Genomic DNA, 22,435 nt, shown 5'->3' on the forward strand with positions numbered 1-22,435 from the left:
TGTCGACGCGCGGGGCGGGTGGCGGGCCAGAATGGCCGCATGGCCACCCTGCTGCTCGCTCTCGCCGTCGGATTCACCGGTCTCTACGCCGGTTTCCTGCTCATCTTCCAGACCGGGATCATGCCCGCCCTCGCCCGTCTGACGGACGCGGAGTTCGTCACGGCGATGCGCCGGATCAACGAATGCGTCCCGAGGGCCGTGTTCCTGCTGGTCTTCCTCGGGGTCGTCGCGTTCCCCGCCGCCGCGTTCCTCGTCCCGGTCGACGGGCGTACGGACACCCAGAAGTGGCTGCTGCTTGCGGGGCTCGTGTGCGCGGCCCTCAACCACCTGGTCACCGTCGCCGGGAACGTCCCGCTGAACGTGGCCCTCGCCTCCTCGGAGCGCCCGGGAGGAGCGGCCGGCGAGGACCCGGCGGCGGTACGGGCCGCCTTCGAGAAGCGGTGGAACGGATTCCACCGGGTGCGTACGGCCCTGATCGTCGTCGCGTTCGGCCTCGTCATCGCCGCCGCCGTGCTGTGAACCGTACCCACCGGGCGGTTTCTGGCGCGAAATCGCGGTTGAGGACCCCTCCCGCGTCCGTAAGGACCCCGGGAAAGCGTACCCCCGAGTCCTGAAACAGCCTTTCGGGGGCCAAAGGTCTAAGCCAGTGACGAAAACCTGACGCCGAAATATCCCCTCAAATGGGGTGAAGCACCCCGATATCACGGGTCAGGTTTCCGTACCCTCCGGTTTCTTATTGACATGCCTACGGGGGTCTTTTCTAATCAACGAGGGTCATCCCGCGCACAGACACCGCACAGGCACTGAGGGGGCAAGGTGGACGTCCGGATTCTGGGGGGACTGTCGGTTCGGGAGAACGGCGTGTCGATCACCCCGACGGCAGCCGCACCGCGGCAGCTGCTCGCCCTGCTCACCGCCAGCGCCGACCAGGTCGTCCCCGTGACGGTCCTGACCGAGGAGCTCTGGCCCTCCGGCGCCCCGCGCGGCGCCCGGGCCGAACTCCAGTCCCACATAGCGGAGCTGCGGACGCTCATCGCGAGCGCGCTGCGCGGCGCCGATCCGGCGGAGCCCCGTCCGGGCTGGTCCGACCGGCGCACCGCCGACGCGATCCTCGTCTCCCAGCCCGGCGGCTACCGCCTCGACACCGGCGGCGGCGTGCTCGACGTCTGGCAGTTCGAGCGCGCCGCGGGCGCCGGATACCGGGCCATGGAGGCGGGCGACCTCACGCGCGCCGCGCTCCGGCTCGGCGAGGCGCTCGCCCTGTGGCGCGGCGAGCCGTACGCGGGCGTGGCGGCGGGCCCCCGGCTCCGCCGCGAGATCGAGCGCCTCGAAACGTCCCGCCTCAGCGTGCTCGACCAGTGGGTCGAGGCGCAGCTGGGCCTGGGGCACCACGCCGAGCTGGTCTCCGAACTCTCCGGACTAGTCGCCCGCTACCGCACCAACGAACCCCTGCACGCCCACTACATGGTCGCCCTGCTGCGCTGCGGCCACCACGACGAGGCGCTCGCCGCGTACGAGCGGCTGCGCGCGGCCCTCGCGGCCGAGAGCGGCATGGAGCCCTCGGCGCGCCTGCGCCGGCTGCACCGCTCGGTCCTGGCCGTGCGGAACACCGCGGGCCGCTCCGTCTTCGGCGCCCAGGCACCCGCCCGGCCGCCCTCCCGGATCCCCGCCCACATGGCCGCGCACCTGCCGGCCCATGTGCCCGCCCAGTACAGCCCGGTGCGGGCCCGTCCCGTCCCCGTCGGCTCGCTCGTCTGAGGGGCGGCCGGGACTCGGGGGGCGTCGTCGGGAACGAAGTACGTCAGGTCGCCGTTGTGGACGTGCGGCACGCCGAGGTTGACCGACTCCCGAAGCCGAATTAATTTCGGCGGGTGGGATGGGTTTCCACCGAGGTGCCCTATTTCGCTCTACTACGGGGGTGGAGGCCATGACCTCGCACGGCGCGGACGCAGCCGGCAGTGCCGACGCGCTGCTCACGGTCCTCGAACTGCTCGCCGGACGGGCCCCGGCCGCCCGCTTCGAGGCACTCCTCGACGAGGCCCGCCTGACCGGACTCTCCGGCGAGGGGCTCGACCGCCTGGAGCGGGCCGTGAAGCTCGCCGACGAGGTCCGCTCCGGACGCGAGGACGACGCGCGCCGCGAGGCCGGACTCGCCGCCCTCACCGACACCGCGCGCGACCTGACCTTCTCGTACGACCTCGACAGCCTGCTCCGCGTCATCACGCGCCGCGCCCGCCGGCTCCTCGGCCTCGACATGGCGTTCGTGACGCTCCGGGGACAGCACGGCAGCTGCTACGTCCACACCACCGAGGGCGCCCGCGCCGGACTCGACCCCGGCTCCGGCCGGCCGGCCGGACCCCGCCTCGCCCCCGGCTTCAAGATCGCCGAGGGGTACGGACTCGGCGGCGCCGTCCAGCTCCACGGCGAGCCCGTCTGGACCGCCGACTACCTCGCCGACGAGCGGTTCGCCCCCTCGGGCTCCCTCGACGCCGGCGTCCACGCCCCGGCCTTCGACGAGGCCGCCGAGGCCGCCGTCCGGGCCGAAGGGCTGCACGCCATCATGGCCGCGCCACTGCGCAGCGGCGACGCGGTGATCGGCGTGCTGTACGGGGCGGACCGGCGCGTCCGCGACCACACCTCCGAGGAGCTCGCCCTCCTCGCCGCGCTCGCCGACCTCGCCGCCCTCGCCGTCGAGAAGGCCGGACTCCTCGACCGGACCCGCGCCGAGGTCTCCGAACTGGAGCGGGACAGCTCCCGCGTGCGCACCAGCCTCACCCGGATGCGGCACGTCAGCGAGGCCCACAGCCGCATCATGAACCTCGTCCTCGCGGGCGGCGACCTGGGGAACGTGGCCAAGGCCGCCGGGGACGCCCTCGACGCGACCGTCCTCATCCGCGACCAGGGCGGCCGCGTCCTCGCCGGCGCGGAAATCCCCGGCCTCGACGAGGAGGCCGTCGCCAAGGCCTCGCTCGACGCGCACGCCCGCCGCCGCCCGGTCCTCGCCGACGACGACACCTGGGTCGCCCCGGTCATCGCGGGCTCCGAGGACCTCGGCGGCCTCGTGATCCGCGCCGCGAGCGGGCTCACCGGCGAGGACGAGCGGCTCCTCGAACTCGCCGCCCAGTCCGTCGCCTTCCTCCTCCTGATGCGGCGCTCCACGGCCGTCGCCGAAGGGCCCGTACGCGACGAGCTCCTCGACGACCTCATCGCCGACCCGCCGCACGCGCCGCAGCAGATCGCGCAGCGGGCCCGCCGTCTCGGCGTCGACCTGCGCCGACCGCACGTCCTCGTGCTCGCCCGGCCCGAGGGCGGCGAGCAGGGCCGGGCGGTCGTGTGGGCGTCCTCGTACGCGTACCGCCTCTCCGGTCTGAAGACCGTGCAGGGCGGCTGCATCGTGCTGCTGCTCCCGGGGATCGACGCGTCCGCCGCCGCCAAGGCCGTCGCCGCCGAGCTGTCCCCGCTGCTCGGCCACCCCGTCTCCGTCGCCGCCGCGGGACCCGCCATGAGCCCGGACGGCATCGGCCGGATGCACCTGGAGGCCGGGCGGTGCCTCGACGCGATGAGCGCTCTGGGCGCCACCGGTTCGGCCGCGTCCGTGCACGACCTGGGCTTCCTCGGGATGCTGCTCTCCGACGACCACGACGTGGAGGGCTTCGTCGAGGGGGCGATCGGGCCCGTACTCGACTACGACGCCGAGCGGTTCACCGACCTCACGCGCACCCTGGAGGCGTACTTCGCCTCCGGCGGCAGCCCGACCAACGCGGCCGAGGCGCTGCACGTCCACCCCAACACGGTCTCGCGCCGACTCGAACGGATCGGCGAACTCCTCGGCCCGGAGTGGCAGAAGCCGGGCCAGGTCCTGGAGGTCCAGCTCGCCCTGCGTCTCCAGCGCACCCGCGAGGTCCTCTCCCGGGGCCGGGCCGCCACCGACACCCCCTAAGGGGGGTGCCGGTCGCGTGATCTTCCGTCAGCTCGCCGAGCGTCGCGACGCGTAGCCGGAGTCGTAGGCCGCGTCCCAGTCCGAGGAGGCCAGGAGCGTCGCCGCGTGGGCGGCCGAGGCCAGCGTGATGTGACGGTGCCAGCCGCGGAACGAGCGGCCCACGAAGTCCCGCAGCCCCGCCCCCTCGCCGACCTCCACGAAGTCCCGCTCCACCCGGCGCGCGAGCTTGGTCAGCCGCAGCAGGGAGCCGACGGGGGAGTTGGTCAGATCGCTGATCCACACCCGGGCCGGGGCCCGCCGCGGGTCGTCCCACTCGCCGAGCAGCACCAGGGGACGCATCCGCTCCCCGCCCGGCGTGGGCAGCGCGACCCGGACGGCCGTCGCGAGCGACGTCCGCGAGGTCCGCACACCGGCCACCGTGTCCACCCAGCTCACCGGCCTGCGCAGCCCCTTGAGCGACTCCAGGATCTGGACCGCGGAGAGCGGCCCCGCGCCGAAGCCCGGCAGCGAACGGTCCGCGATCGCCAGCCGCGAACCCGGGCCGATCCGCGCCACGACCGGCACCCCGGCCCCGGCGAGCCGGGTGAGCGCCGCGCGGCCCGCGCCGCCTCGGATGTCGAGGAGCACCGGCTTGCGGGTGACGTCCTGCCAGCGGGCGGTGTCGAGCGCCGCGGCGACCGCGCACTCCTCCAGGGTCTCCTCGCCGGCCTCCTGGGGAACCTCCGCGCGGTCGCGCCGCGTCCGGTCGTTGACCCAGGGGTCCGGCAGGAACAGCCGCCAGTTGACGGGGACGCTCAGCTCGTCGCTCGCGAACCACACCCCGAACGCCTGCTGGCCGTGGAAGACCTGACCGCGCTCCGGGTCGAACCGCCGGTCCACGCCCACCGAGTGCTCCCCGGCCTTCGGGATCGGCATCGGCCGGACCACCCAGGCCTGCGGGCAGCTGTTCCGCTCCAGGAACCGGGCGAGCGAGGCCCGCATGGGCTGCCAGTCCCAGGTCGAGCTGGAGACGAAGTGGTGCAGGCTCTGCTCGGCGGCCGGCCCGCCTATCTGCGCGGCGATGTTCCGGATCGACTTGCGGCCCTGCGCGGTGAGCAGGCCGTGCAGGTACTGCTCGGCCTTCAGGCGCTGGTCGCGGCGCGGGAAGCCGGAGAAGAGCGCGGAACACAGCTCGGCGTAGGCCTCCTCGCCCGAACCGGCCGCACCGACGGGCGAGGCGAGGCTCGAGGGCACCGGCAAGGACGAGACGGCCCCGGTGGTGGCCCTGCGCTTGGTTGCGACGGATGTACTCACGACACTCCTGCCCGAAGGTTGCGCAGCTCCCTCCCGCTGCTCCACCACCGTCGCCCGTCCCCGCCCACGGGGACGAGGTGTACCCGGCACCCGAATCGGCCGCCGAATGGTGGCCGGACCACCTCCCCCTACATCACCCCAGGTCACAGCCGTCTCCATGGCATGGTTCCGGACACCTGGCGCGATGGTCCGGAATACCCCGCGGGGGGATCTGACAGACTCACAGGCCCCGCTTTGACCCGTCGCGTTGCGTGGCCGGACCATCGCAGAGCGAGGCTGCACGGGCCGGCTCCCGGTTAATGCCCCAGGCCGGGGACCGCGCCTGTGCGCCTCGCCTCGACTTCCTCCGCGCCCCGGCCCCGTACCCTTCGGGGCATGGGAACGCGCGGTGAGCTGCCGGTCGTCGGGGCCGTCGCCGCCGGCGGCGCCCTCGGCGCGGTCGCCCGCTACGGCGCCTCGCTGGTGTGGCCGACCCCGCCCCACGCCTTCCCCTGGACGACCTTCACGGTGAACGCGGTGGGCTGCGCGACGCTCGGCGTCCTCATGGTGCTGCTGACCGAGACCCGCATCCGCGTGGCTCCCCATCCGCTGCTCCGCCCCTTTCTGGGCACCGGCTTCTGCGGAGGCTTCACCACCTTCTCGACGTACGCGCTCGACACCCAGCGGCTGCTGGCCGCGGGCGACGCCACCCGAGGCCTCCTCTACATGGGGGCGACCGTGCTCACCGCCCTCGCCGCCGTCTGGGCGGGGGTCGCCGTCACCCGGGCGGTCGCACCGGTGCGGGTGACGCCCGCGTGAACTGGCTCCTGGTCGTGGCGGGCGCCGCCGTCGGCGCGCCCTTGCGCCATCTCACCGACCGGCTGGCGAAGGCCCGCTTCGGCCTCGGCCTTCCCTGGGGCACGTTCGCCGTGAACGTCGTCGGCTCGTTCGTGCTCGGGCTGCTCACCGGCGTCTCCTCGGAGCGGCTGCACCTGCTGCTCGGCACCGGTCTGTGCGGCGCCCTCACCACGTACTCGACCTTCTCGTACGAGACGCTGAAGCTGTACGAGGGCGGGGCGAAGGGGTACGCGGTGCTGAACGTGGCGGGGAGCCTGGCCGCCGGACTCGGAGCCGTATGGCTGGGAGTCGAGACGGCCAGGCCGTGGTGATCCCTACCCGGTGATCCCTAAGTGGTGGTCCCTACGTGGTGGTCCCTACGCGGTGATCCAGTCGCTGGTCGCGATCACCGGCCGCACGCCGTCACGGTGGATGGTGCCCTCGATCAGGCCGTACATCCGGTCGGCCGCGAAGTACACCTCGTTGTCGTTCTTCAGGCCGAACGGCTCCAGGTCCACGAGGAAGTGGTGCTTGTTCGGCAGGTTGAGCCGGACCTCGTTGACCGTGGAGACGTGGTCCAGGACCCGGTCGGCCATCGCGTGCAGGGTCTGCTGGAGCGAGTAGCTGTACGTCTCCGCGAACGCCTCCAGCATGTGGCGCCGCACCTTGTCGTACGAGCGGTCCCAGTCGTGCTCCGCGTCCTCCGCCGCCGGGGCCGAGTTCGCCCAGCGCGCGGTCACCTTGGTGGCGAGGATCCGGTCGTACGCCTCCTGGAGCGTCGTGTACTCGTCCTTGATGAAGCCGTGGAACTCGGAGTTCGTCGAGTTCATCACCGTCAGGTCCTTGAGGCCCGAGAGGACCTGGAGCCCGCTGGTCCCCGAGTAGGTGATCTGCGCGGTGCGGACCTCCTGACCCTTGCGCACGAAGGAGTGCTGCTCCTTGCGCGTGGGGACGGAGATCCGCTCCCAGGCGTACTCCTCGATCCGGATCTGCGCCTCGTGGATCACGGGCTGCGAGGTCACGAAGTGCCGGGCGAGGAGGATGCCGAAGGCCTCGGGGGAGGCCACGCCGTGCTTCTTGGCGAAGGCGTAGACGGTGTTCTTGGTGGTGTCGGTCGGCAGGCAGTTGCCGTTGTCGCCGGTCAGGTGGACCTCGCGGTACTCGCCGCGCAGCGCCACCGACACGTTCAGGTCGCGGATCTCGTGCCAGGCGCCGTCGTTGCCCTTGCGGGTGACCGTCACGATGCGGTTCTCGGCCTTGCCGTACTGGTTCTGTGCCAGGACGTGCTTGCTCATGTGCTGCTCAGCTCCTGCGGGTACGTGGATACGGATATCCCGTACGCCCGGCGTCCGGCGAACCGTCGTCCCGAAGGTCCGCCCCCCGCCGTCCGGCCCGTGAACGGCGGACCGCCCCGGGACTGACGAGCATCCCGGTCCGTAGGTGGTGTCGGCTCGAAGATATGTGCAGTCCCGGCCACTGGCAATGGCGGCCGAGTCAGCGGGTGGGGAACACCTTCGTCTCGACCACCGGCAGGCCCTTGGCCCACCAGTGGTCGTAGCGCCGGTAGACCAGCGGATCCCGGCCCGCCAGGAACGCCCCGAGGGCCGCGGCCTCCCCGGCCAGCTCCTCCCAGACCGGCGCGGGCAGCGGCCGGAACGCCGAGGCCTCGATCCCGCCGTCGACGGCCCGCCAGACCCCGGCGACGTGTCCGTCGACGAGCAGCGTCGGCAGGACGTCGCCGTTCACCCGGATCACGGACTTGCGGTACTCGGGCGGGATGACGCGGCCGCGGTCGGCGTACGCCAGCAGGATGCTGTCCCACATGGCCATCAGCCGGGGCGGGGCGGGCACGTCCTCGTCGGGCCGGGCCGCCCCCGGCACGTCGTACAGCTCCGTCCCGTCGGGGCCCGCCAGGCACTCGACCCGGTCGCCGAGTGCCGCCAACGCCTCGCGCACCCGGCCCCGTTGCGCCATGGAGAACTGCGCGACGTCCGCCCCGGAAGCCGGGCCGAACCCCTCCAGATAGCGGCGGACGAGCACCGCGAGGCCCGCGGCGACCGCGTCCGGATCCCTGTGCTCGGGAAGGGTGCTCGCGGTGACGAAGGACTGCGCCGTGCCGTACGACCACGGCGGCCCCGTCGGGGCGTGCCACAGCGGCGCGTACTGCCGGATCATCCGCCAGACCACGGACTCCACCGGTCCGCCGCGGCCCTCCTCCAGCCGGCGCAGCATCTCGGCGCCGGTCCGCGCCCGCTCGGCGTACGCGAGGAGCCCGGGCAGCAGCGCGTCGGCGTCGGCCGGTGTGAACCCCGCCGCCCTGAACCGGTGGTCGCCGAGCCGCGAACCGCGCAGCGTCGGCTCCATGCCCTCGCGGAACGCCCGGTAGTCCTCGACGTGCACCATGTGCAGCGTCAGCCGCATCAGGGTCGACCGCACCGCCCGGAACCCGTCCACGGCGCCGTCGAGCCGCCCCGCGTCGAAACCCGCGACCCGGTTCCACAGCGCCACGTACGGCGAACCAGGCTGCTGCGCCTGGAGGGCGACCACCCGCCGCAGGGCCTCCCCGACGTCGACCGGGGCCCGGTCGAGGAGCAACTGGCGTGCGAGGGTGGAGCGGTTGAGGGCGCGCGCGGTGATCACCATGGCCCGATTCTCGCTCCCGAACGTTCGAGACACGTACTGTCTCGAACATGGGATCGACCTCGACAGCTCCGATACACATACGGAAGCCGCCGGCCGTCCACCCGGTGTCGACGCCGCGGTCGGCACCGTCCGTGTCCCCGCGCAGGCGGGGGGCAGCCCTCACCCTGCTCTGCTTCCTCGTCTGCTTCGGGCTCGGGATGCAGTCCTGGACGGCCCTGCGGCTCACGGGGTTCGACCTCGGGATATTCGACCAGGCGGTGCGCGCGTACGCGCACTTCGAGCTGCCGAGATCGCCGATCAAGAACGTGCACCACGAGTTCCCGCCCGCCTTCTCGCTGCTCGGCGACCACTTCACGCCGGCGCTCGCGCTCCTCGCGCCGCTGTACTGGGTGTGGGACGACCCGCGGGTTCTCCTCTTCGCGCAGGCCGCGCTGTTCGCGGCCGGTGTGCCGGTGGTCCGGCGCATCGCCCGTCACTGCTTCCGGGGCGCCGGTCAGGGCGCCGACCGGGGCGCCGACCGGGGCGCCGACCCGCTGGTCGTCCGCAGGGCGGCCGACCTCGGCGGGCTGGTGTACGCGGTGGGCTGGCCGCTCCTCAACTCCTCCTACAACGGTTTCCACGAGGTGGCCTTCGCGGTGCCGTTCACCCTCCTGATGCTGGAACGGGGACTGGCCCGCCGGTACGCGGCGGCGGCCTGCTGGGCGCTCCTTCTGTGCGCGACGAAGGAGGACATGGGCCTGGTGGCCGGTGCGTTCGGCCTGGTCCTGGCGGTACGCGCGCACCGCGCGGGCGACCGCGCGGGCCGGGCCACGGGCGCCGCGCTGGCCCTCGCCGGGCCCCTCGTATCGGCCGCCGCCATCACCTGGTTCCTCCCGGCGATGGGCGGCCCGGACGGCTACTACTGGTCGTACGGAAGCCTCGGCGCCGACCCGGGCGCCGCACTGGCCCACGTCCTGACGGCCCCGTGGGTGCTGCTCCAGGTCTCCGTCACCCCCTTCGTCAAAGTCGCCATGCTGGCCTGGATCCTGGGCACGCTCGCCCTGCTGCCGCTCGGCTCGCCGACCTTCCTGCTCGCCGTGCCCCTCCTCGCGGAGCGGGTGCTCTCGGACAATCCGAACCACTGGCCGGTGATCAACCACTACGACGCGTTCCTGTGGCCGATCCTGGTCACGGCGTCCCTGGAGACACTCGCCCGCCTCCACAAGAACCGTACGGTGGCGCGGAGATGGGCGCTCACAGCGGTCGCGCTCTCCTCGGCGGCGGCCGTCACGCTCGGCCTCGGTCTCCTCGTCCGCCCGGACCAGTGGACACCCAGCCCGGACAAGCGACCTCTCGCCACGGCCGCGGAACTCATCCCGGACGGCGCGACGGTGGAGGCGGACAACACCATCGCCCCGCGCCTGACGGCCCGTTCACACGTGGTCATCGCCGACGCGACGCCGCGGGGCGCGGACTGGGTGCTCCTCCGCGTGGAACACAGGACGTTCCCCTTCGCGTCGACGGACGACCAGAGCGCGCGCGTCGAACTCCTCCTGGACCACGGCTACACGGAGGTCTGGCGCCACGACGGCACGGTCCTGCTCCACCGCACCACCCGGACCCCGATCCCCGGCCTCCGCGTCCCCGGCCCGGACAGCACCCCGGTCCGTGAGGCCGTCCCGGACGACGTGGGCACGAACCTGCTGCTGCGCTAGGGGCGTCAGGCGCGAGGGTGGGTGTCGCGGCGGATTCGCCGATGGCGGAGGCCGGGGTGTCGCCGCCGTTTCGCCGACGGCGGAGGCCGGGGTGTCGCCGCCGGTTCACCGACCCCACGCCCGGCCGTCACGCGCCCCTCACCCTCCCTCGTGACGATCAGCGGCATGACCTTCACCTCCCGGGCCGCGCGCCCGGCCGCCGCCGGTTCCGCTCTCGCCCTCGCCGTCGCCGTCGCGCTCCTCGCCCCGACCTCGCCGGCGTACGCCGCCGCCAACGCCGTACCGACGTACGAGGTGAAGATCAACCTCACCGCGGCGGCGCTGGACTCGGCCTACGCCCCGAGCGCGGCGGTCAAGTCGGCGTTCGGCATCACCGGCTCCGCCAAGGCCCGTTCGTACAGCTACTACGACACCGACGGCCTGGCGCTCGACGCCCAGGGGTGGAGCGTCCGCCTCCGCCACAAGAGCGGATCCTCCTTCGAGGAGACGTACAAGAAGCGGTTCCCCGTCACGAACGGCGACATCAACGCCGCCCTCACCACGGCCAACGCCGCCGGGTTCTCCAGCAGCGACACCAACTACAAGGCCGAGGTCGACTGGGGCTACGCCAAGCAGACCCTCAGCTTCAGCAACGAGAAGAGCCACAGCGCGAGCGGCTACTCGGGCACGGCGCTGCCGACGAGCACGACCGGCCGCACCTGGCTCGTCAACGACATCCCCGGCAAGCTGGAGGACTGGAGCAGCGCCGACTGGGGCAAGAACACGCTCCAGGTCTCCCGCGCGCACGGGCCGGTGACCGCGAAGGTGTACGGCGGCGCCTGGGGCCCCTCGGACGACGCGAGCATCGAGGTGCTGCCGGTCGTCGGAGTGGGCGGCACGGGCACGGAGTACGTCGTCGAGCTGTCGTTCAAGACGGACTCGTACGCCGACGCGGCCGCGCTGCACGAGGACGCCATCGCCGTCGCCGAGACGAACGGCTGGCTCCACCACGGCGACATCCTCAAGACGCAGCTGATCCTCGACCGCTACTGACCGGAGCCGGCACCGCCACCGCCTTCGGCTGCCGCAGACGCGCGTTCACCCAGGACTCACCCGTTCGCCGTGAACACGTAGCCGGGCGTTGCGCGCGGAACCGCACGATGAGCCCGCGCTCACCCGCCCGTACGTGTCCAAGGAGTTCAGATTGAATCCGCGTCTCCTGCGCCGGCCCGCCGCCGTCGTGCTTCCCGTCTCCGCCGCCCTCGCGCTCTCGGTGGTGGTGGGGACGGCCGACGCGACGCCGGCGCACCACGGCTCCACCGCGCGGGTCGTCTCCGCCTCGACCCTGCCCGACCTCCCGCTCGCCGCCTTCAGCAACGGCCTGCTGCCGGGCAGCGTCCAGGACGACCGGGGCGTCGACCTGGGCGGCATCGGCAGCGACCTGTACCCGGCCGAACGACCCGGTGAGTACTGGACGGTGACCGACCGCGGCCCCAACGGCCAGATAGCCGTCGGCAAGGACAAGCGCCGCACGTTCCCCGTGCCCGGTTTCGACCCGGCGATCGTGAAGATCCGGGCGGTCGGCGGCCGCGTCCAGGTCCTGAAGGCCCTGCCGCTCACCACCGCCTCCGGCGCCCCCGTGACCGGCCTGCCCAACCAGCCCGGCCGCGACGAGGCCCCGTACACGTACGACGCCTCCACCCCGCTCCCGTACAACCCGAACGGCCTGGACACCGAGGGCATCGTGCGGGACCGGGACGGCAGCTTCTGGCTCGTGGACGAGTACGGCCCCTCGCTCGTGCACGTCTCCGCGAAGGGCCGGGTGCTCGCGCGCCACGTCCCGAAGGGCCTCGGCCTCACCGGCGCCGACTACCCGGTGATCGAGTCGCTCCCGTCGATCTTCCTCCAGCGCAAGGTCAACCGAGGCTTCGAGGGCCTCGCGCTGCTGCCCGGCGGCGACCTGGTCATGGCCCTGCAGAGCCCGCTGCTCAACCCCGACAAGGTCGCGGGCGAGAACTCCCGCACCACGCGTCTGCTGCGCTTCTCGACGCGTACGCACGAGGTCACCGCCGAGTACGCCTACCGCTTCGACCCGGTCGAGGTCGTCGAGCCCGGCCAGACCAAGACCTCCGAGCTCAAGATCTCCGCCCTCGTCGCCCTCGGCCGCGACCGCCTCCTCGTCCAGGAGCGCACCGACAAGGCCTCCCGCGTGTACGAGGTGAACCTCCGCCGCGGCACGGACATCCTCGACACCACCTGGGACACGGCCGCCGGCCCGACCCTTGAGCAGCTCGACGACGCGGCGTCGGCGGAGGTCCCGGTCCTCGCCAAGCGCCTGGTCGTCGACCTGAACACCGTCGAGGGAGTCCCCGGCAAGATCGAGGGCATCGCCCTGGAAGGCCGCTCGACCCTCGTCCTGCTCAACGACAACGACTTCGGCATGACGGACGGCCCCGCGGCCTTCGACACGGCGGGCCGCCTGGTCGACAGCGACGTGGAGACGACCCTGGTCCGCGTCCGCCTGCCGCACCCGGTCCGCTGAAGACCGAGGTCCGCTGACGACCGAGGGCCCGATCCCGACCGCCCTGACCGTCCGGTCGGGGCGTTCGGGCTCGGGCCCGCTCACGCGCGTCGCCGCCTACTCGGGCAGCGGGCGGTCGTCGATGACGTTCTTCATGACGAGGGTGGAGGCCAGGCGCTGGACCCCGGGCAGCCGGGAGAGCTCACGGTCGAAGAGCTGCTGGTAGGCGGCCAGGTCGGTGGTGGCGACCCGGAGGAGGTAGTCGGGTTCGCCGAAGAGACGCTGGGCCTGGATGACCTGGGGGATGGCCGTGATGGCCGTCTCGAACGTGGTGACGGTGTCGGGGTTCTCCCAGCGCAGGGTGACGAAGACGAGGGCCTCGAAGTTCAGACCGACGGCGGCCGGGTCGACGAGGGCGCGGTAGCCGCGGATGGCGCCCTCGCGTTCGAGGTCGCGCAGGCGACGGTGGCAGGGGGAGACGCTCAGCCGCACGCGCGCGGCCAGCTCGGTGATGGTCAGACGGCCGTCCAGCTGTAGCTCGGTAAGAATCTTCCGGTCCATGGCATCCATGAAGAAAATTCTCCCTCACTTACCCCCTTGTCGGGATAATTAAGCAAACACTTTCGGGCATATCCGCCCTAGCCTTCCCTCTCGGAGCAAGGAACGTGAGAGGGAACGATCGATGGACACGACGACACTGGCGGCCTTCCTGGTGGTGGACCTGCTGCTGGTGTTCACGCCGGGCGCGGACTGGGCCTACGCGATCTCCGCAGGCCTGCGCGACCGGTCGGTCGTCCCCGCCGTCACGGGGCTGGTCGTCGGCCACACGGCGTACGCGCTGGTGGCCGTCGCGGGCCTGGCGGTGCTCGTGGCGAGCTCCCCGATGGCGGTCACCGCCCTCACCGTGGCGGGCGCCTGCTACCTGCTGTGGCTGGGCTGGGGCGTTCTGCGGCTGCCGGCCGTGCCGACGGCCGCCGGAGAGACCGCGGACGCCTCCCGCGTACAGGTCATGCTCAGGGGCGCCGGGATCAGCGGCCTGAACCCGAAGGCGCTGCTGCTGTACTTCTCGCTGTTCCCGCAGTTCATCGACACCGCCGACGGCTGGCCGGTGGCCGCGCAGACGGGGCTGCTCAGCATGCTGCACCTGACCGCGTGCGCCGTCGTCTACCTCGCCGTCGGCGTCCTGGCCCGCACCGTCCTCAAGACCCGGCCCTCGGCGGCCCGAGCCGTCACCAGGGCCTCCGGCGCCATGATGATCGCCATCGGCGGCTTCCTCCTGCTGGAACGCCTGACCGGCTGACGCACCGATGCAAAAAGACCCTCCCGAAGGAGGGTCTTCCGTCGTGCGCCCCCGGCAGGACTCGAACCTGCGGCCAAGTGCTTAGAAGGCACCTGCTCTATCCACTGAGCTACGGGGGCCGGGTGGTGGCCGTGTGGCGTGGAGGCCCTGGTGGGTGGGGTGTGGCCTGCCGGGACAAGGATAGGGCTCCGATCGCCTTGGCCCGGTTGCTTCACCTGCGTGGCACGATGTGGAGGTTCGGTGAAGCGGAACGATAATCGCAGGCAGGTGCGATTCGCGCAGCGGTTTTCACGCCGCTCGGGGCGGGTGTTGTGCACTCGTTATGCCTGCGGTCCCGGTCGCCCTTCTCTTCTCTCGGCGCGTAGGGCGCCTATACGCTTCAAAAACACTCATAAATTGGGCATTCTTCGCATGTGGTGACCTTGGACGAACGGCCTCAGCTGATCGACGCACTCTCCGCCCTGCGCGACCGTGTCGCCGCCGTGCGTCTCCCACTCCCTCTCCCCGGCGCCTCACGCGCCCGGCAGACCCGGGCCGAGCTCCTCGCTCAGCTCGACGACTATCTGGTGCCCCGCCTGAAGGATCCCGACGCCCCCCTCCTCGCCGTCGTCGGCGGTTCCACCGGGGCCGGGAAGTCCACGCTCGTCAACTCCCTTGTGGGGCGGCGCGTCAGCGAGTCGGGGGTGCTCAGGCCCACCACCCGTACCCCCGTACTCGTCTGCCACCCCGAGGACCACCACTGGTTCGCCGGAATGCGCGTCCTCCCGCAGCTCACCCGCGTCTGGCTGCCCCAGGCCGACGAGGAGCACTCCACCGAGGAGCCGCCCGAGGAGAACGCCCTGCGGGTCGAGACCGCCGCCTCCCTGCCCCGGGGGCTCGCCCTGCTCGACGCGCCCGACATCGACTCCCTCGTCGTCGAGAACCGACTCCTCGCCGCCGAGTTGATCTGCGCCGCCGACATCTGGGTGATGGTCACCACGGCCTCGCGGTACGCCGACGCCGTCCCCTGGCACCTGCTCCGTACCGCGAAGGAGTACGACGCCACCCTCGTCACCGTCCTCGACCGCGTCCCGCACCAGGTCATCGGCGAGGTCTCCCGCCAGTACGAGGCGCTCCTCGACAAGGCGGGCCTCGGCGACGTGCCGCGCTTCACCATTCCCGAGCTGCCCGAGTCCACGGACGGCGGCAGCGGGCTCCTGCCCGACAGTGCCGTCGCCCCGCTGCGCGCCTGGCTCGCCCACCGCGCCGTGGACCCCGCCGCCCGGCAGCAGGCCGTCGACCGGACCGCCACCGGGGTCATCACCTCCCTCGACGCCCGGCTGCCCGAACTCGCCGGCGCGGTCGCCGCCCAGTACGCCTCCGCCGTCCGGCTCGGCGGCGCCGTCGAGGCCGCCTACCGCGAGCAGGGCAAGCGGGTGCGGCAGCAGCTGGGCCGTGGCGCCGTCCTCGCCGGGGACGCCCGCACCCGCTGGCGCGGCTACCCCCGCGACAGCACCGCCGACGAACTCCTCGACGCCCTCGCCGAGTCCCTCGCCGCCCTCCTGCACTGCGCGGTAGCCGCCGCCGAGGAGCGCGTACGCGACGCCTGGCAGCGCGACCCCGCCGCCGAGGCCCTGGGCCCGCCGCGCACCGGCGGCGACCGGGAGGCGGGGGAGCGGATCGGCGTGGAGGTACGCCGCTGGCGCCGCGTACTCGAAGAACTGGCCGAGGAGGAGGTGCGGAACGTCGAGCGACCCCCCGGGTCCCGAGCCTCCCGCGCCTCCCGCACCGCCGTCCCCGAGGCCGACACCGTCGCCGCGCTCCTCGCCGCCTCCCTGCTCGGCGGCCGGCGCGCCCGGGCCGCCGGCGACCGCCTCGCCGAACTCCTCGGCGCCCAGGCCGCCCTGCGCCTGCGCGACAAGGGCGGCGAGCTGGTCCTCTCGTCCGTCGACCGTGTCCTGCACACCGAGCGCGACCGGCGCCTCGCGCCCCTCGACGGGCTCGACGTGACCCCCGAGCCGCAGGCGGAGCTCATCGCCGCGCTCTCCGTACTGCAGAAGGAGAAGTGACGTGGTCGACGACGAGCGCGGCGGTACCGGTGGCCGGGAGCGGTGGGACGACGGACTGATCGCCCGGCGTGCGAGCGAGAGGGCCGCCGTCGTGGGGGAGGCGGAGCGCGAGGCTCCCGAGGAGGACTCGCTGCCGCTGCTCGGCGGGAACTACGGCGGGCCCCTCCGTACCCGCCTCGACGCCCTCCACGAGCTCGTCGGGCTCTCCCGCACCCGCGTCGAGAGCGAGGCCCTCGCCGAGGCCGGGCGCGTCCTCGACGAGGCCGCCGCCCGCCAGCGCCTCTCCTCCCGGCACACCGTGATCGCCCTCGCCGGCGCCACCGGCAGCGGCAAGTCCACCCTCTTCAACGCCCTCGCCGGCGTCCCCGTCTCCGAGACCGGCCTGCGCCGCCCCACCACCTCCGCGCCCATCGCCCTCAGCTGGTCCGAGGGCGCCGCCGGACTCCTCGACCGGCTCGCCGTCCCCAGCCGGCTGCGCCGCCGCCCCCTCGCCGGCGGCGCCGCCGACGCCGACCTCCAGGGCCTCGTCCTCGTCGACCTCCCCGACCACGACTCGGCCGTCACCGCCCACCGCGACCAGGTCGACCGGGTCCTCGGCCTCGTCGACGCCGTCATCTGGGTCGTCGACCCCGAGAAGTACGCGGACGCCGCCCTCCACGAGCGCTACCTCCGCCCCCTCGCCGGGCACGCCGAGGTCACCTTCGTCGTCCTCAACCAGATCGACCGCCTCGGCACCGAGGCCGCCGACCTCGTCCTCGACGACCTGCGCCGCCTCCTCGACGAGGACGGCGTGGCACTCGGCGAGCACGGCGAACCCGGCGCCACCGTCCTCGCCGTCTCCGCGCTGAGCGGCGAGGGCGTCCCCGAACTGCGCGAACTCGTCGGCCGCTTCGTCCAGGACCGCACCGCCCCCGAACGCCGGCTCGCCGCCGACATCGACGCCGCCGCCGTCCGGCTGCGCCCCGCCTACCTCGCCGAGGGCCGCTCCGGCCTCGACGAGCGCGCCCGGGGGGACTTCGCGGACCGGCTCGCGGTCGCCGTCGGCGCCCAGGCCGCCGGGGAGGCCGCCGAGCGGGTCTGGCGCCGGGGAGCCATCCGGGCCTGCGGTACGCCCTGGCTGCGGCTCTACCGCTGGTACGAGCGGATGCGCGCGCACGGCTCCACCGATCCGCGCCCCGACTCGCCCGTCGAGGACGAACTGACGGCGCGCCAGCGCGTCGAGCAGGCGGTACGGATCGTCGCCGACGAGGCCTCGCGCGGGCTCCCCACTCCCTGGGCGCAGGCCGTGCGGGAGGCGGCGGCGCGCGGGGCCGAGGGGCTGCCGGAGGCCCTGGACGAGCTGACGGCGAGCATGGGCGACCCGGCCGCCCGGCCGCCCCGGCCCGCTTGGTGGCCGGCCGCCGTCCTCGCGCAGGCCGTGATGACGCTCCTGCAGATCTTCGGCGCGCTGTGGCTGGTGGGCCAGATCGTCGGTGTCGTGGAGCCGGGGCTCCTGCCGCCGGTGCTCGTGATGCTCGGCGGCATCGTCGGCGGGCCGCTCGTCGAATGGGCCTGCGAGGGCGCCGTGAAGGGCCCCGCCCGGCGGTACGGGCAGGAGGCCGAGCGCCGGCTGCGGGAGGCGGCCGCGGCCTGCGGCCGGGCCCGGGTGCTCGACCCGGTGGCGGCGGAGCTGATGCGCTACCGGGAGGTGCGCGAGCAGTACGCGACGGTGGTCGGCACCCGTGCCTCGGCGCGGGTGGTCGGCGGGCTCCGGTCCGGAGCGTCGCGGCTCGGGGCGACGAGGGCGGGCGTGCGGGGGAGGTAGCGCCCGCACGCGCCCATGTCGGGCTTTTCCCCTTTCGGGTGGGGGAGTTGTCCACAAGCGTCGGGCTGTCCACAGGCTCCGGCGGGATGTTCCCCACCGCCCCCACCATGGTGCCGACCGAGAGAAACGCACAGGTGGGGGCGGAACCATGAACGACACGACCGTGACGCTCGTCGGCAACGTGGCGACGGCGGTGGAGTACCGGGAGACGGCCGGGGGCGGGGTGGCGCGGTTCCGCTTCGCGGTGACCGCGCGACGCTGGGACCGGGAGCGGGGGCTCTGGTCCGACGGGAAAACGAGCTTCTACACGGTGTCGGCCTGGCGGTCGCTCGGGGCCAATCTCGCGGCCTCGGTCTCCGTCGGGGAACCGCTCGTGGTGCACGGCCGGTTGAAGGTGCGGGAGGACGAGCGCGACGGGCAGCGCAAGACCTTCGTGGACGTGGACGCGGTGGCCGTGGGGCACGATCTGACGCGGGGGACGGCGGCCTTCCGGCGTGCGGCGAGGGTGGAGCCGGGGTCCCGGCCGGAGCCGGGATCACGACCGGAGCCGGAACCGACCCTCGTCCGGCTGCCCGATCCGGAGCCCGGCCAGGGGCCCGGTCAGGGGCCCGGTCCGGGGCTCGAACAGGACCCTTGGACGGAGGCCACGAAGCGGTTGGTGACGGCCCCCTGACCATGTGTTGTGGGGATTTGTCGACCAACTCGCCGGAGGCATAACGATTCTGAGACGGAATGGTTATCTGAACGTATGGCCGGGCACCGGGGGGTTCCGCATCCATAGGATTCCCGGGTACTCATGTGGCACTTGAGCCCATCGAGTCGGTGAGTCTGCTGGCGTGCGCTCCCCCCATGCGAATAGACCATGTTCGCGGAGCGGCCCGCCCGGAGGGGAAAGCAATGTTTTCAGTTCGTGGGCGTGGCGCTGCCCGCCTGGCCGCCGCGACCCTGGTCTCCGGCCTTGTCGCGGCCGGTGCGATAGCCACCGCCGCTCCGGCGATGGCCGATGAGCCCGCGGGGACGGGCGGTGTCACGGCCAAGCTCGGCGGCCTGACGTCCGACGTCGGCGGTGTCCAGATCACCGAGAAGAACGGCGACAAGTGGTCCGTTCAGGGTGGTCTCTTCAAGATGGAGGTCGGGGGCGGCGGCACGCTGTTCACGTACTGCATCGACCTCCGCACCCCGGCGAAGCACGACTTCGACTACAAGGAAGTCGGCTGGGGCGAGTCCTCCCTGCACGACAACGAGAACGCCGGCAAGATCCTCTGGATCCTGGAGAACGGCTACCCGGAGCTTTCCGCCGAGACCCTCGGCGGCAAGGTCGGCGTCGACCTCTCCAAGAAGGAGGCCGCGGCCGGCACCCAGGCCGCGATCTGGACCCTCTCCGACGACGTCACCGCGACGCCGAAGGACGAGGACGCCCAGAAGCTGACCGAGTACCTGCTGAAGGAGGCCAAGCAGCTCGAGGAGCCCAAGGCCTCCCTGAGCCTCTCGCCCTCCTCCGTCGCGGGCAAGGCCGGTGAGCGCCTCGGCCCGATCACGGTCTCCACGAACTCCGAGATCGCCAAGATCGCGGCCTCCGCGGGCGCCCCGGCCGGTGTCTCGGTCGTGGACAAGGACGGCAAGCCCGTCTCCGAGGCCAAGAACGGCGACCAGATCTTCTTCGACGTTCCCGCCGGCACCGCCGACGGCACCGCCGAGCTGACCGCCGAGGCCACCACCAAGGTCCAGCTGGGCCGCGCCTTCGTCTCCATCGACGGCCCCTCGCAGACCCTGATCCTGGCCGGCTCCAGCGACTCCACCGTCGCCGCCAAGGCCTCCGCGACCTGGGCGAAGACGGGTGCCGTCCCGGCCGTCACGGTCGCGAAGGACTGCGCCAAGGGCGGCCTGGAGATCATCGCCTCCAACAAGGGCGACGAGGACTGGACCTTCGACCTGAAGGGCACCTCGTACACGATCGCCGCCGGTGAGACGAAGACCGTGACGGTCCCGGTCGCCGAGGACGAGGCGTACAAGTTCACGATCACCGGTCCGAACGGCTTCGAGGAGACCTTCGAGGGCGTCCTGGACTGCAAGACGGCCACCCCCGGCCCGAAGCCGTCGGAGACCCCCACCACGGAGCCTTCGACCGAGCCGTCGGAGACCCCCTCCACGCAGCCCTCGACGGAGACCCCGTCGGCCGCTCCGTCGACCACGGCCCCGACCGGTGACACCGCCGGCACGACCGGCACCACCGGTGGCGGCGACCTCGCCGAGACCGGCAGCTCCAACGCCACCCCGATGATCGCCGGCATCGCCGCCGCGCTCGTCGTGATCGGTGGAGCCGCGGTCTTCATCCTCCGCAAGAAGAAGGCCGCCGGTCACTGACGGCGACGTCCGGTACCTGACCGCACGGAGTGATCCGCGTCACACGCGCTTCACTCCGTGAGGTACCGCAGGACCAGCGCACGGCCCTCGTACGGCCCCGGCTCGCATCCGCGTCCGGGCCCGTCCGGGGGCCGTCGCACGTCCGGGACCTCCTCAGCCCCTCGGAGGCCCCACCCGGAACCCCGTCCGGGCCCCACACGGAACCCGGCCCGAGCCCCGCCCGGGCCGCTCCCGCACGCCTTCCCCCGCCCCGTCTCCGCGCCCTCTCCGCCCTCGCGCCGGTCTTACCGGTTTCCGCCTGAGGGTGGCGGTCAGGCAAGATGGGGTGTATCTGCCCACTCACTCTTCGCCGGACGGTTTCTCTTGGCTGAGTTCATCTACACCATGCGCAAGGCGCGTAAAGCGCACGGCGACAAGGTGATTCTCGACGACGTCTTCCTGAACTTCCTGCCCGGCGCCAAGATCGGTGTGGTGGGCCCGAACGGTGCCGGTAAGTCCACCGTTCTGAAGATCATGGCCGGGATCGAGCAGCCGTCCAACGGTGACGCGTTCCTCTCGCCCGGCTACAGCGTCGGCATCCTCATGCAGGAGCCGAAGCTCGACGAGTCGAAGACCGTCCTGGAGAACGTGCAGGACGGCGCCGCCGAGCAGATGGGCAAGCTCAAGCGCTTCAACGAGGTGGCCGAGCTCATGGCCACCGACTACAGCGACGCGCTGATGGAGGAGATGGGCAAGCTCCAGGAGGACCTGGACCACTCCAACGCCTGGGACCTCGACGCCCAGCTGGAGCAGGCCATGGACGCCCTGGGCTGCCCGCCCAGCGACTGGCCGGTCACCAACCTCTCCGGTGGCGAGAAGCGCCGTGTCGCGCTCTGCAAGCTGCTCATCGAGGCCCCGGACCTGCTCCTCCTCGACGAGCCCACCAACCACCTCGACGCCGAGTCGGTGAACTGGCTGGAGCAGCACCTCTCGAAGTACGCGGGCGCCGTGGTGGCCGTCACCCACGACCGTTACTTCCTGAACAACGTCGCCGAGTGGATCCTGGAGCTCGACCGCGGTCGCGCGATCCCCTACGAGGGCAACTACTCCACCTACCTCGACAAGAAGGCCACCCGCCTCAAGGTCGAGGGCAAGAAGGACGAGAAGCGCGCCAAGCGCCTCAAGGAAGAGCTGGAGTGGGTGCGGTCCAACGCCAAGGGGCGTCAGACCAAGTCCAAGGCCCGTCTCGCCCGCTACGAGGAGATGGCGGCCGAGGCCGACAAGATGCGGAAGCTGGACTTCGAGGAGATCCAGATCCCGCCGGGCCCGCGCCTGGGCTCCATCGTCGTCGAGGTCGAGAACCTCTCCAAGGCCTTCGGCGACAAGGTCCTCATCGACGACCTGAGCTTCACCCTGCCCCGTAACGGCATCGTCGGTGTCATCGGCCCGAACGGCGCCGGCAAGACCACGCTGTTCAAGATGATCCAGGGTCTGGAGACCCCGGACTCCGGCTCCATCAAGGTCGGCGAGACCGTCAAGATCTCGTACGTCGACCAGAGCCGCGCCAACATCGACCCCAAGAAGACGCTGTGGGCCGTCGTCTCCGACGAGCTGGACTACATCAACGTCGGCCACGTCGAGATGCCGTCCCGCGCGTACGTCAGCGCCTTCGGCTTCAAGGGTCCGGACCAGCAGAAGCCCGCGGGCGTGCTGTCCGGTGGTGAGCGCAACCGCCTCAACCTGGCGCTCACCCTCAAGGAGGGCGGCAACCTGCTGCTCCTCGACGAGCCCACCAACGACCTCGACGTCGAGACCCTGTCGTCGCTGGAGAACGCCCTCCTGGAGTTCCCCGGCGCCGCGGTCGTGATCTCCCACGACCGGTGGTTCCTGGACCGCGTCGCGACGCACATCCTCGCGTACGAGGGCGAGTCGAAGTGGTACTGGTTCGAGGGCAACTTCGAGTCGTACGAGAAGAACAAGATCGAGCGCCTGGGCGCCGAGGCGGCCCGTCCGCACCGTGCCACGTACAAGAAGCTGACCCGAGGCTGAGGTCA

18 protein-coding genes and 1 tRNA gene are annotated in these 22,435 nt (G+C 72.3%); 14 read left to right on the plus strand and 5 right to left on the minus strand.

The features are described from left to right. Nucleotides 1-39: 39 nt before the first annotated feature. From ACZ6K0_RS14560 to ACZ6K0_RS14570, 3 genes are all read left to right on the plus strand, one after another. Complete coding sequence (locus ACZ6K0_RS14560) at nt 40-519, plus strand: anthrone oxygenase family protein (RefSeq protein WP_376405698.1); 480 nt, start codon at nt 40-42, stop codon at nt 517-519. Between the two features lie 297 nt (nt 520-816). Continuing rightward, entirely contained in the window at nt 817-1,758 is a 942-nt protein-coding gene (locus ACZ6K0_RS14565; protein ID WP_469233652.1) for an AfsR/SARP family transcriptional regulator, read from the plus strand. 169 nt (nt 1,759-1,927) lie between these two features. Beyond that, nucleotides 1,928-3,940 (plus strand): helix-turn-helix domain-containing protein, encoded by a 2,013-nt coding sequence (locus ACZ6K0_RS14570; protein WP_469233650.1) that lies wholly within the window; start codon nt 1,928-1,930, stop codon nt 3,938-3,940. Between the two features lie 27 nt (nt 3,941-3,967). Here ACZ6K0_RS14570 and ACZ6K0_RS14575 read toward each other — a convergent pair whose 3' ends face one another. Further along, nucleotides 3,968-5,233 (minus strand): IS701 family transposase, encoded by a 1,266-nt coding sequence (locus tag ACZ6K0_RS14575; RefSeq protein WP_376405704.1) that lies wholly within the window; start codon nt 5,231-5,233, stop codon nt 3,968-3,970. A 375-nt stretch (nt 5,234-5,608) separates the two neighbouring features. Here ACZ6K0_RS14575 and crcB (ACZ6K0_RS14580) point away from each other — a divergent pair, with 375 nt between their 5' ends. Next, nucleotides 5,609-6,031: a fluoride efflux transporter CrcB gene (gene crcB, locus ACZ6K0_RS14580; RefSeq protein WP_376405706.1), complete on the plus strand. Its 423-nt coding sequence runs from the start codon at nt 5,609-5,611 to the stop codon at nt 6,029-6,031. Beyond that, nucleotides 6,028-6,381 (plus strand): fluoride efflux transporter CrcB, encoded by a 354-nt coding sequence (crcB, locus tag ACZ6K0_RS14585; RefSeq protein WP_376405708.1) that lies wholly within the window; start codon nt 6,028-6,030, stop codon nt 6,379-6,381. The genes crcB (ACZ6K0_RS14580) and crcB (ACZ6K0_RS14585) overlap by 4 nt, the downstream gene beginning before the upstream one ends. A 45-nt stretch (nt 6,382-6,426) precedes the next feature. Here the strand turns inward: crcB (ACZ6K0_RS14585) and pucL are convergent, their stop codons facing one another. After that, the gene (gene pucL / locus ACZ6K0_RS14590) at nt 6,427-7,344 is read right to left on the minus strand and encodes a factor-independent urate hydroxylase (RefSeq protein ID WP_376405711.1); all 918 of its coding nucleotides are present in this window, start codon (nt 7,342-7,344) and stop codon (nt 6,427-6,429) included. A gap of 199 nt (nt 7,345-7,543) precedes the next feature. Next, entirely contained in the window at nt 7,544-8,692 is a 1,149-nt protein-coding gene (locus ACZ6K0_RS14595; protein WP_469233646.1) for a winged helix DNA-binding domain-containing protein, read from the minus strand. A gap of 131 nt (nt 8,693-8,823) precedes the next feature. On the opposite strand from ACZ6K0_RS14595, the gene ACZ6K0_RS14600 reads away from it, so the two are divergent. The 3 genes from ACZ6K0_RS14600 (at nt 8,824) to ACZ6K0_RS14610 (ending at nt 12,907) form a co-directional block, all read left to right on the plus strand. Next, nucleotides 8,824-10,386: a DUF2079 domain-containing protein gene (locus ACZ6K0_RS14600; RefSeq protein ID WP_469233643.1), complete on the plus strand. Its 1,563-nt coding sequence runs from the start codon at nt 8,824-8,826 to the stop codon at nt 10,384-10,386. 165 nt (nt 10,387-10,551) lie between these two features. Next, entirely contained in the window at nt 10,552-11,418 is an 867-nt protein-coding gene (locus ACZ6K0_RS14605) for a hypothetical protein (RefSeq protein WP_469233642.1), read from the plus strand. A gap of 151 nt (nt 11,419-11,569) precedes the next feature. Then, nucleotides 11,570-12,907: an esterase-like activity of phytase family protein gene (locus tag ACZ6K0_RS14610; protein WP_469233640.1), complete on the plus strand. Its 1,338-nt coding sequence runs from the start codon at nt 11,570-11,572 to the stop codon at nt 12,905-12,907. 96 nt (nt 12,908-13,003) lie between these two features. Here the strand turns inward: ACZ6K0_RS14610 and ACZ6K0_RS14615 are convergent, their stop codons facing one another. Beyond that, on the minus strand, nt 13,004-13,456 hold the full coding sequence (locus ACZ6K0_RS14615) for an Lrp/AsnC family transcriptional regulator (protein ID WP_469233638.1): 453 nt from the start codon (nt 13,454-13,456) through the stop codon (nt 13,004-13,006). A 112-nt stretch (nt 13,457-13,568) separates the two neighbouring features. On the opposite strand from ACZ6K0_RS14615, the gene ACZ6K0_RS14620 reads away from it, so the two are divergent. After that, nucleotides 13,569-14,186, plus strand: a complete 618-nt coding sequence (locus ACZ6K0_RS14620; protein WP_469233636.1) for a LysE family translocator — start codon at nt 13,569-13,571, stop codon at nt 14,184-14,186. 46 nt (nt 14,187-14,232) lie between these two features. Here ACZ6K0_RS14620 and ACZ6K0_RS14625 read toward each other — a convergent pair. After that, nucleotides 14,233-14,305: transfer RNA gene (locus ACZ6K0_RS14625), tRNA-Arg, on the minus strand. Nucleotides 14,306-14,608: 303 nt separating this feature from the next. On the opposite strand from ACZ6K0_RS14625, the gene ACZ6K0_RS14630 reads away from it, so the two are divergent. From ACZ6K0_RS14630 to ettA, 5 genes are all read left to right on the plus strand, one after another. After that, entirely contained in the window at nt 14,609-16,234 is a 1,626-nt protein-coding gene (locus ACZ6K0_RS14630; RefSeq protein ID WP_469233634.1) for a dynamin family protein, read from the plus strand. Between the two features lies 1 nt (nt 16,235). Next, nucleotides 16,236-18,038, plus strand: a complete 1,803-nt coding sequence (locus tag ACZ6K0_RS14635; protein ID WP_469233632.1) for a GTPase — start codon at nt 16,236-16,238, stop codon at nt 18,036-18,038. Between the two features lie 148 nt (nt 18,039-18,186). Further along, nucleotides 18,187-18,711, plus strand: a complete 525-nt coding sequence (locus tag ACZ6K0_RS14640) for a single-stranded DNA-binding protein (protein WP_469233630.1) — start codon at nt 18,187-18,189, stop codon at nt 18,709-18,711. Between the two features lie 224 nt (nt 18,712-18,935). Beyond that, nucleotides 18,936-20,402 (plus strand): Cys-Gln thioester bond-forming surface protein, encoded by a 1,467-nt coding sequence (locus ACZ6K0_RS14645; RefSeq protein ID WP_376405731.1) that lies wholly within the window; start codon nt 18,936-18,938, stop codon nt 20,400-20,402. A 363-nt stretch (nt 20,403-20,765) separates the two neighbouring features. Next, nucleotides 20,766-22,430, plus strand: coding sequence for an energy-dependent translational throttle protein EttA (gene ettA, locus ACZ6K0_RS14650; RefSeq protein ID WP_376405733.1), 1,665 nt, complete (start codon nt 20,766-20,768; stop codon nt 22,428-22,430). The last annotated feature ends 5 nt before the right edge of the window (nt 22,431-22,435 follow it).

This window comes from Streptomyces sp. NPDC042346 (assembly GCF_055581845.1).